Genomic DNA, 15089 nt, shown 5'->3' with positions numbered 1-15089 from the left:
GAAACATGAAGTTTTAACCAATAAAAATGGCAATGAAAGCTCATTGCCATTTTCAATCTAATGTTAAAACTTATAAATCAATTACATCGTGACTGAATTTAAGCCTTTAATATTTCCTTTTGTAACTCTTCTAAACCCTCTTGCATCATCTTTTGAACTTTTTGCGTCAAACTTTCAACCGTATGACCTTCCACAGAAATAGCAGGAAATGTCTTCAAATGTGCAGTCACTTTTGGCATTTCAAGTACTGCTTGAACATGTGCTGCAAAACTAAGATCACCAACATAAGGTGTAATCGTATCGAGTTGACCATTTTTATTGACATAGCAAATCAAGCAGACTTGTACAGGTTTTTGCGCTTCAATGGCAGCACCTAAAATACGCCCATGCACTTTTTTAACTTTTGTTCCATCTGTTGTCGTTGCTTCAGGGAAAAATAATACGGGAATATCATGCTTCAAAAAATCTGTAATCTGTTCACGAATTCGAACTGAATCACCCGAACCACGCTGAATAAATAAAGTTCCACCACCTTTTGCCAACTTGCCCAACACAGGCCACTTTTCAATTTCAGCTTTTGCCAAAAAGAACACTCGTGCACCTGAACCAAGTACAGCGACATCTAGCCATGACACATGATTACTCACCCATAGGGCTGGCTCTCTTGGAATTTCACCATGTACTCGAACATCTAAATTAAAAACATCACATAAGCGACGACAAAAATACTGCACATAACGGGTATTTTTAGGATTATTTGGATCTTTATACAATTGATGGCGATATACCAAATAAAAACCTTCAGAGATCACGGCAGTGCCTGTCAGTAGTTTTTTACTGTATAAAAATGCACGAGAAACTAGATTCAATTGAGAGTTTTTTGACTTTACTGTGGTTTTTTCTTGAGTCATAAATATTCACTAAATGGAAAGATTGCTGAACGACTACACATTATTCTATACAGATCTCTGCGAAGTTGCATTGATCATAAAAACACAATTATGTTGTCAATTCATTTACACTAAGGTTTTATACCTGCGTGAGCAAAAATATCTGTGGAATCGGCGCTACAACATCAGGACACTGAACATACCCTTTTGGTCAGTATTTCCGTTCAAATTCTCGATGATCTCGATACTGAAGAATTTCGATTACTCGCAAAATCTGCTGGTGCAGACATTCTTGAACATATTCATGTTCAACGTGTTAAACCCGATCCTAAATATTTTATTGGCTCAGGAAAAGCAGAAGAAATTGCTGAACGTGTACAAGCATTAGAAATCGGTTTGGTTATTTTTGATCAAGCACTGACACCAAGTCAGGAGCGAAATTTATCTCGTGTTTTGAACTGCCGTGTTATCGATCGTACTCGTTTAATTTTAGATATTTTTGCACAACGTGCGCGTACTCATGAAGGAAAATTACAAGTTGAATTGGCACAACTTGATCATTTATCTTCACGTTTAGTCGGTTTAGGTGTATCACTCGATAGTCAAAAAGGTGGTATTGGTTTACGTGGACCAGGTGAAACTCAGCTTGAAACAGATCGCCGTTTGCTCCGCATACGTATTGGGCAACTCAAAGATAAACTTGAAAAAGTTCGTCAGACTCGTATTCAAGGACGTGCAGCAAGGCAAAAAGCAGCCATTCCAACGGTTTCTTTGGTCGGTTATACCAATGCAGGAAAATCTACACTATTCAATATCTTAGCAAAATCGGATGTTTATGCGGCGGATCAACTCTTTGCAACGCTTGACCCAACTTTACGCAGACTCACTTGGGATGGCATTGGCACATTGGTTTTAGCCGATACTGTTGGATTTGTTCGTAACTTAGCCCATGCCTTGGTTGAATCCTTTAAAGCCACTTTAGAAGAAACGCTAGAGGCAACGCTACTCTTACATGTGATTGATTCAAGCAGTCCTGATGTAGAAGAACAAATTGAAGCAGTTGAAAAAGTACTGAAAGAAATTGGCGCAGATATTCCGATTCTTCGTGTATATAACAAAATTGATCAATCAGGTGAAGATGCTAAAATCATTTATGCTAAACCGCATGTACCTGATCGTGTTTATGTTTCTGCACATTCATCGCAAGGATTAAATCTATTACGTCAAGCAGTACAAGAATGCTTAATGGGACAAATTCAAAGTTTTGATCTCGTACTTAAACCTGAATATGGCAAACTTAAAAACCAACTTTATACGTTAAATGTCATCCAATCTGAACAGTATAATGAACAGGGAGAATTACTTTTACGGGTCAATATTGCGCCACATAAACTTGAACAATTAATTCGTCAAGCACACCTTCCACTCCGTGAAATATTGGGTTCGAAAGCAAAAATGTTCGAAAAGTCATTGGAAGAATTTGAAATTAAGCGTTAAATAGGTTAGAACGTAAATGGTAGAATTTTACTCAAATAAGACAGCACATGGATCAGTTTAAAAATATCGATTGGCAAGCATGGATTGGCACACTTGCCCTTATCATCGTTGTACGTGAAAGTGCTGTGTGGATCATGACACAGTTCAGCCATCCTGAATTGGGCAATCTGGTTGGCTTACTCAGCCTACTCGGTGTTTTGCTTCTTTGGCGTAAATTCAAGAAAATTCCCGCTCGTCTTGTCGACACCAACAATAAACTGATGAAAGAAAGCGGCTTTGCTTTTCTTCCTGTTTGTGCAGGTTCATTATTAATGTTGGTTTCAATGGGCAAAGAAATTCCATTATTTTTATTGGTGATGTGTGTGAGTACACTGATTCCATTGTGGATTTACGCAAAAATGGCAAAAAAGTGGCTTTAGGAGCTTCATTATGTTCTCTGTACTCATCGGTTTCCTAATCACCTTTATTGCATATATTGCAGCAAAACCTGTCAATAAGCGCTTTCCACAAATCCCTTTATTGGTCATTGGCATGTTCTTTGTCATTGCACAATTGTTAATCTTTAAAATTCCATATGAAAAATATAATGCTCAAATGAATGGGCTTTTTAGTCATTTGCTAGGTTACGTTACTGTTGCACTTGCCATTCCATTGGCTTCAATGCGTTATGATGACCTACCCTTTAAATCAATTGTCGGCATTTTAGTATTTGCAAGTCTTAGTGCTGTGGCTTTACCTATGAGTTTGGCTTATCTACTGCATATGTCTGAACCAACCATTATGGCTTTTGCTACACGAGCGGTAACGACCCCAATTGCCATTAATATCGCAACGCTGTTGCACTCACCAGTCACATTGGTCATTTTAATTGTAATTTTATCTGGTGTGATTGGTGCAGCATTTTCATCCATTATTTTACGTAATATAAATGATGAACGTGCATCAGGTTTAGCCTTAGGGCTTGCGGCACATGCTATTGGCACAGCACAAGCTTGGCAACGAGGTGCTGTTGCAGGTCGTTATGCAGCCTTTGGTATGGCGGTAAATGCTGTATTTACTGCAATCTGGCTTCCGACATTTATGCACTTTATAAAATAACTGTGATTTAGTTAACATTTCACATGATTGCATCGGGTAATTTTTCATCTTAATATAGAGCTTATACTCTCACTCCTCCCAAGACAGGAACTTAAGTATGCAATGCAAGACCTTACTATCTGCACTCTTATTGACCGTTTTTACTGCAACCGCTGCTATAGCACAGGACATTACGGGTACATGGAAAAGCATTGATGACAAAACTGGATCATCAAAAGCTATTTTAACAATTCATCAGGAAAAGAATGGCACTTATACAGGTAAGGTCGTCAAAATTACTCCACGCCCAGGTTATACACCGCGTGAAACGTGTATTGACTGCCCTGCACCGTATACCAACAAACCTATTCTTGGACTTGAAGTTCTTAAAGATCTTAAAAAATTGAATTCGGAAGAATATGCAAATGGTCGTATTCTTGATCCATTGACAGGCAAAACCTATTCTGTAAAAGCAAAACTCAGTAGTAATGGTAAACGTTTACAACTTCGCGGTTATGTCGGTGTGTCTGCACTTGGGCGTAGCCAAACTTGGATTCGTGAAAACTAAAACTCGTTTTCACCTGACAGCATTATAAAAAAAATTAAAATACCCCCCAAATATAACAAGGATAAATAACGATGAAAAAAGGATTTTTCTGCTGTCTATTACTTAGCTTCGCAAGCTATACCTCTGCTGCCGATATTGCAGGGGTATGGCGAACGATTGATGATAAAACTGGCTATGTACGAGCGCATATCAAAATTACTAAATCGGATAATGGTGTTTATACAGGAACCATTATTCAAGACTTTCCTGCACCAGGTGAAACGCCATTATTGCAATGCAACAATTGTCCTGCACCTTATACGAATAAACCCCTCATTGGCTTAGATATTCTTAAGAATTTAAAAGCAGACCCAAAACATCCAAATCTTTATATAGGCGGTTCAGTTTTAGATCCTCGGGTTGGAAAAATTTATCATGGTAAAGCAAAGCTCAATGCGAATGGTAATAAAATGACACTGCGAGGCTATATCGGTATTTCGATTGCTGGGCGCAGTCAAACATGGATTCGTCAAGAATAATCAAAAGGACTGATCTGACCTTTTGTCGGATCAGTTTTTTTATTTTATCCTTCATTTTGATCTTACAGATGTAAGCAACCTAGTTAATTAACAAAATATTCAATAATTTACAAATACTTATAAAATAAAATCTAAAGTTTTCTCCAATATTATTCCCTCTATACTTGATTAATTCATATTTTCACAACAAATGAAATCACACAAATAATCTATTATGTGATTTATTTTACCTTTTTAATGAACTATAGTGCTTCAATTATTAATACTATATTTTCAATAACAAGAGACTAACTATGGATACCTATTTCATAAAGGATCCAAATCTCATTGAAATACTTCTTTAATTAAAAATAATTGAGTGACCTAATGATGAAGAATATAATACTGAACAACAAAATAATAGCCATAATTTTTACATTACTCATATGTGGTAGTCAGATGGGTTTCGCAGAAGATATCTCAGGACTATGGCAAAGTATTGATGATAAAACAGGTAATGTGAAAACGACTGTTGAAATTCGATCTGATGCTCAAGGTATTTACAGCGGTACAATTAAATCCATTAGCCCTCGTGTTGGCTCTAAACTACAAGAAACATGTGTAAGTTGCCCTGCACCTTATACCAATCAACGCTTGGTTGGCTTAAAAACCATTACAGGACTTAAGCATGTGTCTGGCAATGATTATGCTGAAGGTCAAATTTTTGACCCAATTTCAGGTAAACAAGCGAGTTTAAAAGTAAAACTCAGTGCTAGCGGTAACCGATTAAATTTACAAGGTTTTTCAAATAATATAGCAGGTCGAACTCAAGCATGGATTCGTGTGAAATAGTGTTTAATTCTAGATTCTATTTACTTGATATTATCGATTCATGCTTCATCCATCTACATTTAAAACAGACAAATGAAGCTTGATTAAATTAACTGAATATTACGGGTTAGGTTTTAAATAGCTTAGACCTGTAATTTTCAGCTGAATATCCGCTTTAGCAGGAATCGCAAGAGCAAAATTATTTTGCAATGAATTGGCAAAATTACCCGAATAAATTTTTGCACCCTGATGGGTCAAATTCGATTGACAATCAATATAAATTTTACCACCCATATTTTCCCATAAACGACAAAAACCATAATCTTCAGATAAATAGCGGTTTGTTTCAGGGTCAACCATGACATCAAAGAAACGGTAATGTAAGCCTTTGTTTTCCACACCATGCGAATCTGAAACATACTGTAATTCGGGATAGTGTTGCATCATTTTTTCAAAAACGGAACGTTTAATGACCATAAACCCTGTGGGTGCTTCAGCCATTTCCAAAAAACCATCTTCTTGAATATCAAGTTGAAAAAAATCTGCTCCTGCAGGTACACGAGCATTGACCGTATATTTTTGATATAACGCTTTAAATTCAGCATAGGTCATATCTTTTGGTAAGCCATCTGCTGGCCATTCTTCAGTTTTCAGCGGATAAACCCCCGCTGCAATTTCATAGTCTGCTTGAAGTAGACGCAGTGCTGCCTCAGGACTAAAGCCAATGTCTGAATCAATCCAGAAAAGATGAGTCCATTCAGGATTCTGTAGAAAGGATGCAACACAGTTATTACGTGCACGAGTGATGAGACTTTCACCTTGCATCAGCAAATATTGTGTAGGCATTCCAATGTGAAGCGCTGTATTTTGAAAATTCAACAAAGAATTCACATAGTTATGAAAATATTTTCCATCATGACTTGGGGTAACAATAAGTGGATAAATTGTTGTTAATTGTTCAATAGACAGCATTTTCTTTATTCCATCTTTTACAGCAAAATTGCTTTTTTCTTCTCGTCTAACATAACAATTTTTATATTAAAATTCTGAATTTTTAAATCAAGTTAAATAAAAACTAAATATTAATTTTTAATGCATAATATTAAATTAACAATTAAAAAATACTTAATAATAAATTTTAAAAAATCATAATTATTTTTTTAATTAAAAAATTAATATACAGCATTTTATCGGATTAAAAATAATGTGATTTATTTATCTTTTTTAATAAAATAATATGAAAAACAACTTTAAATTACTTTCTCTTGGCCTATTATTGGGTTTTAGTACATTAACTTCAGCGCAAGATATTACAGGTCTTTGGCAAAGTATTGATGATAAAACAAGTGAAGTGAAAGCCATTATCGAAATCAGACCCAATGATCAAGGGACTTATACTGGAACCATTAAAACCATTACACCTCGTGTTGGTTATCAACCCAAAGAGCTTTGCTATAAATACCCTGCCCCTTATACCAACCAACCGATTTTAGGACTGAAAACCTTTACAGGGCTTAAACTTTCTAAAGACAATGAATATGCTGATGGTAAAGTCATCGATCCACTCACAGGTAAAATATATAACTTAAAGGCCAAACTGAGTACCAATGGAAATCGTTTAAATTTACGTGGTTACGTCGGCGTTTCAACCATTGGACGTAGCCAAACTTGGTTACGAGTAAAGTAATCATCACTTTCAAATCATTGTTCAACTATTTGTATTATTTATTACGTTTTTAATTTACGTATTCATAAAAAAAGCCACTGAAGTGGCTTTTTTTACTGACTTAAAATCGAGTAGTTACATTGCAGGATTATCAACGGCGAAAGACTTTTTATCTTCAAGACGATAGGCAATTAGTTGATGTCCCCAAACTGCCCCACCATCGACATTTTGAATACATTCATTAATGGTTTTGCCCTGTAATGCAGCCCAATGTCCAAAAACAATTTGATGGGTTTTTGCGGCTTTTGAGTCAAACTCAAACCATGGCTGAAAACCTTCAGGCATTGATTCATCAAGTGAATCTTTAAAACTAAATTCTAAACGCCCTTCTGCATCAGTCAAACGCATACGAGTTAAGTAGTTAGTAATACAGCGTAAACGGGCATTGCCTGTCAGCTCATCCGACCATAGGTTGGGTTCAGAACCATACATTTCTTTGAGAAAGGTATCCATGACAGTAAAATCATCATCAGACAAGACCACCTCAACTTCTTTGGCTAAAGTTGCGGCTTGCTCTGCTGTCCAAATAGATGGAATTCCTGCATGCGTTAAAATTGTATGTTCATTTGGAAATAGACATAAAGGTTGTTTGCGTAACCAATCGATCAGATCATCACTCTCTAGAGCATGAATCACATCATCAATTTTATCTTTGTCTTTCAAAACTTTAATGCCACGTGCGACAGCCAATAAATTGAGATCATGGTTACCCAAAACCGTTGCAGCGACACCACGATCCACTAATTTTTTAATAAAGCGTAATGCACCAATTGAGTTTTCACCCCGTGCGACTAAATCACCTGCAAACCAAATAAAATCTTGATCTGCATCAAATTGAATCTCTTTGAGTAATGCTTTTAGCGCTTCAAAACAGCCCTGCACATCACCAATGACATAATTATATCGAATTTTGTCGCACGCCATTTTAGATTCCCACCATTTGATCAGATAAAGCTACAAATTGTGCAAGTGTCAACGTTTCAGGACGTGCCATTGGATCAATGCCTGTATTTTCAAAACCATCTTCAACTAACATACCTTTTAAGCTATTACGCAATGTTTTACGGCGTTGAGTAAAGACATGTCCAACCAGTCGAGCCAAGGCTTTTTCACTTTTGGCAATAATCGGTTTCGTCGCATACGGCTCTAAACGAAACACAGCTGACGTTACTTTTGGTGGTGGATTGAATGATCCCGGTGGGACTTCAAATAAATACGTTGGTTTACAGAAATACTGAATCATCACTGATAAACGACCATATTCTTTAGTATTTGGTGATGCGGTAATACGGTCAACCACTTCTTTTTGCAACATAAAGTGCATATCTTTGACTTTATCGCCAAATTGCAAAAGGTGAAATAATAAAGGTGTAGAAATATTATAAGGTAAGTTGCCGACTACACGTAATGGTTTGTCATCTTTAAACAATGTGGTGAAATCGAATTTCAGTGCATCGGCTTCAATAATCGTTAAACGCTCAGGATGTGGCACACGACCAGGTAAACCTGCAGCCAAATCACGGTCAAGCTCAATCACGGTTAAAGCATCACATTCACCAATTAATGGTGAAGTTAACGCTGCAAGACCAGGACCAATTTCAATGATATTTTCACCTGTACGTGGATGTACCGAACGTACAATTTTAGCAATCACACGTTGGTCATGTAAGAAGTTCTGCCCAAAACGCTTACGGGTATGATGCCCTTCATCTTTGGGGTTTAAGGCATTAATCTGATACATAAAAAATTTCCAACGGGTAAATAAGACAAAATCAGTGAGGTGCCAATTTAAGCGTTAAATTGACAATAAACTTTTCACCTGCTCCGTATCTGCAAGGGAGAATGCAGTCACAGCTCGACAGAAGTTTGGAAAAGTAAACCATCATCGTATTCTTGATGGCTTCACCAGAGTGGTGTGATTTTAACACAGGTAAAGCCTGATCGTGATATATCGCCAAAACTGCATCTGTATGTTGTTATTGCTTAGAGATTCAATAAGTCTTTTCAAAGTGCTTGGAATGATACAAAAAAGCATTCCGTCTAACTTTTTAAACATAAAATCATTTCAATAATATATAGACTCTAGTGCGCTGTATTTCGCTCTAATTGATTCAGTTTAATAAATATTTCATCAGAAATTTCAACATTATCTCTCGCTGCTTGATAGGTACTTGCCAAAGGTTCACGTTTTTGCAGTAACTTAAATGTTTCAGAATCTAAAATCACCTGAATATCTTCTTGAATGGAAAGCAGACTTTCACGCATTTCGGTATCTTTAACTCGCTCAACACCTAATTCTGCATTGCCATTCAGTTGCGCGTGCAAATACACATTAAATGTTTCTAGATCAGCCAAAAAATCATCCATACTATGTCGAGAAAACTCATTTGATTTGGATAAACTACCGATTGAACGCAATATTCTCTCGCCCATAAATACTTGGTTTTTTGCAATGACCACTTGCGTTGCAGGATAATTTTTCCGTGCCATCATATCGGTTAATAAATTATACTCAGCTTGAATACTCGGAATTTGTTCAAAAACAACGATTTGATAATCATACAACCTGTTCAAATTGCCTTGGTTCTTTGCAATAACATCAATGTTCTTACTGATTGCTTGGCTATTTGCAAGCATTTGGCTTAAATCTTGATGATTTGAATCATTTTTTTGTATTAAATCCATCGTTTGATTCAGTTTTTCTTGACTCCGTTTTAAGACTTGGATTGATTCTAAACTCCCAGATTCCACCGCTTCTTCAGACTGCTTCGGAATCAAAAGTGACAAGACTTTTAACTCACACAGATTTTGCGCAGTCATTGGTGTTGAACAAGCAGATAAAACTGTTGTCATTAATAGCAATGACAACACACTCACTCGCCTAATGATGGACGGTGTTTCTCTCTGTTTTTTATTATGAATCATCATCGACATGTTCAGCCTCTTCTTGATATTAGTTTTATTAAAATTATGATGGTTTTAATTAATAGCTTGCCAATTCTAACGCCAAATCAACAGCAATATTTAAACTCGAACTTTTCGCCAGCCCTGTACCTGCAAGAGAAAGCGCAGTGCCATGATCAACCGAAGTCCGAATAAAAGGCAAACCCAAAGTAATGTTAATGGCTTCACCAAAACCCTGCGCTTTTAACACGGGTAAACCTTGATCGTGATACATCGCCAAAACTGCATCGGCATCTTTTAAATTTTCAGGAGTAAATAAAGTATCGGCAGGCATACTCAGACTCATATTGATGCCTTGCTCACGGTAACTTTCAAGCACAGGATTGATCACTTCAATTTCTTCCATGCCCAAATAACCATCCTCACCTGCATGTGGATTTAAACCACAGACCAAAATATGTGGATGTTTTATTTTAAATTTGGTTTTTAAGTCATGAATAAGAATATCAATAACCTGATGTAAACGCTCTTTAGTAATCGCATCTGCAACATCACGTAAAGGTAAGTGCGTTGTTGCCAAGGCAACACGTAAAGTTTTAGTAGCGAGCATCATTACGACACGCTCTACGTCAGCAAACTCTTGGAAATACTCAGTATGACCGCTGAAATGAATACCTGCATCATTAATGACAGACTTTTGAACAGGCGCAGTCGCAACACCAACACTTTGTCTTTGCATTGCATAAAAAGCTGAACGACGAAGTTGTTCTAATACATAAGCTGAATTTCTTGGATTTAACTCGCCTAAAACGACATCTTCATATAAAGGCACATGCTCAACATAAAGTTGACCTTGTTTGGAAGATTCGGTTTGCCCCATATATTCAATCAGTTCGACATTTTTATTCAAAATTTTGATACGATCACGTAACATATTGATATCTGCCAATACCACGATTGGGCGCTCATCAATACGATCTGCCAAACTCAAACAAATATCTGGACCAATGCCCGCAGGCTCACCACTGGTAATATATAAGGGAAGCATAAGCAACCTGAAAAAAATAATCTCAAGATAATCAGTTTACATAATCTTAAAAAAAAATTCTGATATTCTTATTTAAAGTTATTCAAAGTCATGCCATTTAAATAAGCAATAAAAGTGGCAACATAGATCAAAATACCCAGTACAAAAAAAATAAAACCAATTTTCAAAAAATACTGTCTTTTTTTAGGTTTAGACTGTAACAAAAAAAAGAGAGGAATAACAAAGCAAACGAGATAACTAACATATACGAAAGGAAACTTAATGATTAACCCGAACATAACAACAAGTAGAATTGGAACCAGTAAAGTACCCCACGAAATCGCAATCATTGTTGCTAATAAAATGAATATCGTCCAAACACCTGAATTTGGATGAATAATTAAATAATATAATGGGAAATATACTGTTGCTAGAAGATGAAGTAATACGATGAAACTAACATTCTGAATATTTATTATCATCATCAAAACTCATTTCAATTAAGCCTAACCTTTTATTTTTTATAATAAAAAGACTTATACTGCACAAATATTATATTACATAAAAAAGAACTAGTTAAATAAAGAGCAATCCTTTATAATTCAGCGCTTGAAATCCTAAATTTCAATTGTGAATCTATGTAATTTCATGTAGAATTCGCTCTCCTTTTGTTTGGACAGATTCCATAGTCCAAACCAACTATAATAGGTAGTGGTTTAATGAAAACTCTCAGCGCTAAGCCAGCTGAAGTTCAACACGATTGGTACGTTGTTGATGCTTCTGGCAAAACTTTAGGTCGCCTTGCGACTGAAATCGCTCGTCGTTTACGCGGTAAGCACAAAACTTCTTATACTCCCCACGTTGACACAGGCGATTATATCGTTGTAATCAATGCTGAAGAAATTACTGTAACTGGTAAGAAATCTCAAGATAAGAAATACTATCGCCACACTGGTTTCCCTGGTGGTATCCGTGAGACTAACTTTGAAAAGTTAATCGCTCACAAACCAGAAGCAGTTTTAGAAAAAGCTGTTAAAGGTATGTTACCAAAAGGTCCTCTTGGTTATGCAATGATCAAGAAAATGAAGGTTTATGCAGGTACTGAGCATCCACATACTGCTCAACAGCCACAAGTTTTGGACATCTAAGGGATACAGCACATGGCTACTAATTATGGTACAGGTCGTCGTAAGACCGCAACTGCACGTGTTTTCCTATCAGCTGGTACTGGTAAACTCGTAATCAACAACCGTTCTTTAGAACAATACTTCGGTCGTGAGACTGCTCGTATGGTTGTTAACCAACCTCTTGAGCTTCTTGATGCTGTTGGTAAATATGACCTTTACATCACTGTTGCTGGTGGTGGTATTGGTGGTCAAGCAGGCGCAATTCGTCACGGTATTACTCGTGCATTGATCGCTTCTGACGAAACGTTAAAACCTGCTCTTCGTCAAGCTGGTTTCGTTACTCGTGATGCTCGTGAAGTTGAACGTAAGAAACTTGGTTTACGTAAAGCTCGTAAACGTCCTCAGTTCTCTAAACGTTAATTCGTTTACCGAATCGGACAGAAAACCTCGGCATTTGCCGAGGTTTTTTTATGCATATACTTTATTTTTTATTATTTTTATTTGAACAGTCTTTTATTGCATCGATTATACCGTCTGCTGCAACGGACTCTGTGATTATGCAACCATTGTCTTCATAAGTATTAATTTTTTTGGAGAATTTATGATCTTTGGGAATAGGAGCATTACAAGGTTTATCTGTTTTTTCGTTTACCATTTTAACTGGCCCATCATTATAAATTGTAACTTTACAGCCTTTTACGACATATTCACGCTCAATACCCCCATAATACGCATCCTCAGAGGCACTTGAAGCTATATCACAAGAATCATTTTCAGAACATGCTGACCCAATATTAACAGTGGCAATCGCATCTCTGGTCGTTTCACAAGTTGGGTCTGCCTGACATGCAGACTCTTCTGCAAGTATCATTACCTCCTCATCTTGCATAGAAGATTGCTTCTTGGCATAAGTATTTGATAATCCCATCATCAAAAAAATGATAATCCATGTTTTTGTAAAAATCCTTAGTCTATTTCTTAATATAATCACGCTGTAATCCCTCTTTTTAACTTTTCAAGTTCACTATCTATCGTTATCTTAGAAAAGTTAAGATGATTTTTATGTCTAATTTTAGTATTCTAGATTATTCACTTTGCATAGCTTTGGACATAATGTCAGTCGAAACTGCACCTCCACAAGGGATTACGTTGTATAGCCACGAGGATGATTTTCGTTCACACTGGATTCGATTTCTACTTGCTGAAAAACAAATAAAATATCACTTGATCATTGTAAGTGAAGATGACGAAGATTTAGCGAGTTTAAATCCTTATAACCAACTTCCGATGCTCATTGAAAATGATCTAAAACTTTTCAATACTACGATTATTTCTGAATATATTGATGATCGTTATCGTCAAAATAAACTCTATGCCGATGCACCTGCACCACGCGCGGAACAACGCCAATATATTTGGCGACTTGAACAAGATTGGCTCAAATTAGCAGATATCATCTTGTGTCATTCAGATACGCTCAAGCCTGCTGAAGCCAAAAAAGCTCAACAACAATTGAAAAATATTCTGATTTCTCTAACGCCCTTGTTTCAGCATTATCCTTATTTTATGTCTGAACATTTCAGTATTTTAGATTGTATGCTTGCACCCATTTTTATTCGCTTAAACCAAATGGGTATTGAGCTCCCCCCACAACAATGCCGCCCTATCCTCCTGTATTATCAACGTATTTTTAAACGTCCTGCCTTTTTAAAGTCCATGACGTTACAAGAAAAAAATCGTTATAGTGCATTGATTACCCATTAAAAATAAATTTTGAGTATTTAACTATGTCTGAGCAAGAATTGAATTTAACCCCTACACGTCCTTATCTAGCTCGTGCAATTTATGAATGGATTTGTGATAACAACCTTACCCCATATTTATTGGTCGATGCCACCCAACCACATACAGATGTTCCAACTCAATTTGTGCAAGATGGTCAAATTGTGCTTAATATTGCGCCACATGCCGTACATCAATTTCATATGAGCAATGATGCCATTCGCTTTTCTGCTCGTTTTAGTGGTGCATCAAAAGATATTTATGTACCTATTTCTGCTGTTTTGGGTCTTTATGCACGTGAAAATGGACAAGGAATGTTCTTTGATCCTGACGAATATGCCAATGTTCAAACCGATGAAGATGCTTTAGAATCTAAAGTAGCTGAAACAGAAGAACAAAGTGTCACAAAGAAAAAATCGACGCTGAGATTACTAGACTAATTTAAATACAACCCGATGGAGTAGCTTATGGCTTTTGATTTAGTACATTATTTTGCAGAGCAGATTAAGATTCAAAAGCCAGCTCTTCTGAGCGAGTATCCTGTTGCCGAACGTAATGCATATATTGAAGAAATAAATATTCTATGTTTAGGTAAACTTATTAGTTTATGGAAAACTGATCAAAATGCTGTTTATCAAGAAATTCAATCGCAAGATCGTCTATATATTCAAGAAATTGCCCGTCATTTAACAACATCTCCTGATAATAAATCAGCACTTGCTAAAAATGATATGGAATCTAGCTATACTGAGATTTTAATTCTACAGTTTGCAGAGTTAAAACAACTCGATACCACAGGAAATTTCGGTCAAAATGGTTTAGGAGAATTGCTCCTTGGACAGATTGAACATCTATCTGGTCATGCCCCTGATTGGGTTTGGTCAACAAACAATCTAAAAGAGCTTATTGGCTCTCAACCTCTAGTAGAAGAAGAGCTATCATTAGAAGATACAATGAAAGAGTTCAATCAAATGGTTCATCAAACAACAGACTTACATGCAACAGCGGATCATGCTGTCACTGAAACAACTTCACAGCCTACTACACCAACTTGGGGACGTATTGCTGAACCTTTAGTTGCTTTGGTGGTTTTATGGGTACTATACAGCGCAGCGCAGCATATTTTCGCTTAATTCAAAATAAATCAAAAAGTGACCTATATG

18 protein-coding genes and 2 pseudogenes are annotated in these 15089 nt (G+C 36.5%); 12 read left to right on the top strand and 8 right to left on the bottom strand.

Features of this window, described 5'->3' with window-relative positions:
- Window positions 1–98: 98 nt before the first annotated feature.
- Entirely contained in the window at window positions 99–911 is an 813-nt protein-coding gene (locus FW754_RS12405; protein ID WP_409511116.1) for a lysophospholipid acyltransferase family protein, read from the bottom strand.
- Window positions 912–1055: 144 nt separating this feature from the next.
- Here FW754_RS12405 and hflX point away from each other — a divergent pair, with 144 nt between their 5' ends.
- The 6 genes from hflX to FW754_RS12375 all read left to right on the top strand — a co-directional run bounded on the left by hflX (window position 1056) and on the right by FW754_RS12375 (window position 5381).
- Complete coding sequence (hflX, locus tag FW754_RS12400) at window positions 1056–2387, top strand: ribosome rescue GTPase HflX (RefSeq protein WP_409511115.1); 1332 nt, start codon at window positions 1056–1058, stop codon at window positions 2385–2387.
- 47 nt (window positions 2388–2434) lie between these two features.
- Complete coding sequence (locus FW754_RS12395) at window positions 2435–2806, top strand: hypothetical protein (protein WP_409511114.1); 372 nt, start codon at window positions 2435–2437, stop codon at window positions 2804–2806.
- A 10-nt stretch (window positions 2807–2816) separates the two neighbouring features.
- Window positions 2817–3485, top strand: a complete 669-nt coding sequence (locus FW754_RS12390) for an LrgB family protein (protein ID WP_409511113.1) — start codon at window positions 2817–2819, stop codon at window positions 3483–3485.
- Window positions 3486–3582: 97 nt separating this feature from the next.
- Window positions 3583–4032, top strand: coding sequence for a DUF2147 domain-containing protein (locus FW754_RS12385; RefSeq protein ID WP_419347561.1), 450 nt, complete (start codon window positions 3583–3585; stop codon window positions 4030–4032).
- Between the two features lie 71 nt (window positions 4033–4103).
- Complete coding sequence (locus FW754_RS12380; RefSeq protein ID WP_409511111.1) at window positions 4104–4550, top strand: DUF2147 domain-containing protein; 447 nt, start codon at window positions 4104–4106, stop codon at window positions 4548–4550.
- Between the two features lie 438 nt (window positions 4551–4988).
- Entirely contained in the window at window positions 4989–5381 is a 393-nt protein-coding gene (locus FW754_RS12375; RefSeq protein WP_409511110.1) for a DUF2147 domain-containing protein, read from the top strand.
- Window positions 5382–5480: 99 nt separating this feature from the next.
- On the opposite strand, the gene FW754_RS12370 is transcribed toward FW754_RS12375, so the two are convergent.
- Window positions 5481–6332 carry a hypothetical protein gene (locus FW754_RS12370; RefSeq protein ID WP_446324809.1) on the bottom strand — a complete coding sequence of 284 codons (852 nt, stop codon included), beginning with the start codon at window positions 6330–6332 and terminating at the stop codon, window positions 5481–5483.
- A gap of 265 nt (window positions 6333–6597) precedes the next feature.
- On the opposite strand from FW754_RS12370, the gene FW754_RS12365 reads away from it, so the two are divergent.
- Entirely contained in the window at window positions 6598–7047 is a 450-nt protein-coding gene (locus FW754_RS12365) for a DUF2147 domain-containing protein (RefSeq protein WP_446324808.1), read from the top strand.
- 114 nt (window positions 7048–7161) lie between these two features.
- Here FW754_RS12365 and FW754_RS12360 read toward each other — a convergent pair whose 3' ends face one another.
- The 5 genes and pseudogenes from FW754_RS12360 to pdxA form a co-directional block, all read right to left on the bottom strand.
- Window positions 7162–8010 carry a symmetrical bis(5'-nucleosyl)-tetraphosphatase gene (locus tag FW754_RS12360; protein WP_409511107.1) on the bottom strand — a complete coding sequence of 283 codons (849 nt, stop codon included), beginning with the start codon at window positions 8008–8010 and terminating at the stop codon, window positions 7162–7164.
- A 1-nt stretch (window position 8011) separates the two neighbouring features.
- Window positions 8012–8827, bottom strand: a complete 816-nt coding sequence (gene rsmA, locus FW754_RS12355) for a 16S rRNA (adenine(1518)-N(6)/adenine(1519)-N(6))-dimethyltransferase RsmA (protein ID WP_409511106.1) — start codon at window positions 8825–8827, stop codon at window positions 8012–8014.
- Window positions 8828–8957: 130 nt separating this feature from the next.
- Window positions 8958–9062 (bottom strand): annotated as a pseudogene (locus FW754_RS12350) (4-hydroxythreonine-4-phosphate dehydrogenase PdxA); the annotation flags it as partial.
- A gap of 106 nt (window positions 9063–9168) precedes the next feature.
- Complete coding sequence (locus tag FW754_RS12345; protein ID WP_446324807.1) at window positions 9169–10020, bottom strand: pilus assembly protein PilJ; 852 nt, start codon at window positions 10018–10020, stop codon at window positions 9169–9171.
- 49 nt (window positions 10021–10069) lie between these two features.
- Window positions 10070–11038, bottom strand: a complete 969-nt coding sequence (gene pdxA / locus FW754_RS12340; RefSeq protein ID WP_446324806.1) for a 4-hydroxythreonine-4-phosphate dehydrogenase PdxA — start codon at window positions 11036–11038, stop codon at window positions 10070–10072.
- A 698-nt stretch (window positions 11039–11736) separates the two neighbouring features.
- On the opposite strand from pdxA, the gene rplM reads away from it, so the two are divergent.
- Window positions 11737–12165 carry a 50S ribosomal protein L13 gene (rplM, locus tag FW754_RS12335; RefSeq protein WP_409511103.1) on the top strand — a complete coding sequence of 143 codons (429 nt, stop codon included), beginning with the start codon at window positions 11737–11739 and terminating at the stop codon, window positions 12163–12165.
- Between the two features lie 12 nt (window positions 12166–12177).
- Window positions 12178–12564 carry a 30S ribosomal protein S9 gene (gene rpsI / locus FW754_RS12330; RefSeq protein ID WP_409511102.1) on the top strand — a complete coding sequence of 129 codons (387 nt, stop codon included), beginning with the start codon at window positions 12178–12180 and terminating at the stop codon, window positions 12562–12564.
- Between the two features lie 61 nt (window positions 12565–12625).
- Here the strand turns inward: rpsI and FW754_RS12325 are convergent.
- Window positions 12626–12907 (bottom strand): annotated as a pseudogene (locus FW754_RS12325) (hypothetical protein); the annotation flags it as partial.
- Window positions 12908–13257: 350 nt separating this feature from the next.
- Between FW754_RS12325 and FW754_RS12320 the strand changes: the two are divergent.
- Genes FW754_RS12320 through FW754_RS12310 form a run of 3 tightly spaced genes read left to right on the top strand, consistent with a single transcriptional unit; the run spans window position 13258 to window position 15059 of the window.
- Window positions 13258–13908 (top strand): glutathione S-transferase N-terminal domain-containing protein, encoded by a 651-nt coding sequence (locus FW754_RS12320; RefSeq protein ID WP_409511101.1) that lies wholly within the window; start codon window positions 13258–13260, stop codon window positions 13906–13908.
- Between the two features lie 23 nt (window positions 13909–13931).
- Window positions 13932–14366: a ClpXP protease specificity-enhancing factor gene (locus FW754_RS12315; protein ID WP_409511100.1), complete on the top strand. Its 435-nt coding sequence runs from the start codon at window positions 13932–13934 to the stop codon at window positions 14364–14366.
- Window positions 14367–14393: 27 nt separating this feature from the next.
- The gene (locus FW754_RS12310; protein WP_409511099.1) at window positions 14394–15059 is read left to right on the top strand and encodes a hypothetical protein; all 666 of its coding nucleotides are present in this window, start codon (window positions 14394–14396) and stop codon (window positions 15057–15059) included.
- Window positions 15060–15089: the final 30 nt, after the last annotated feature.

The organism is Acinetobacter sp. 1207_04 (assembly GCF_052850415.1).
Note: the sequence above shows the minus strand (reverse complement) of the source record. Positions and strands in the feature narration are given on the sequence as shown.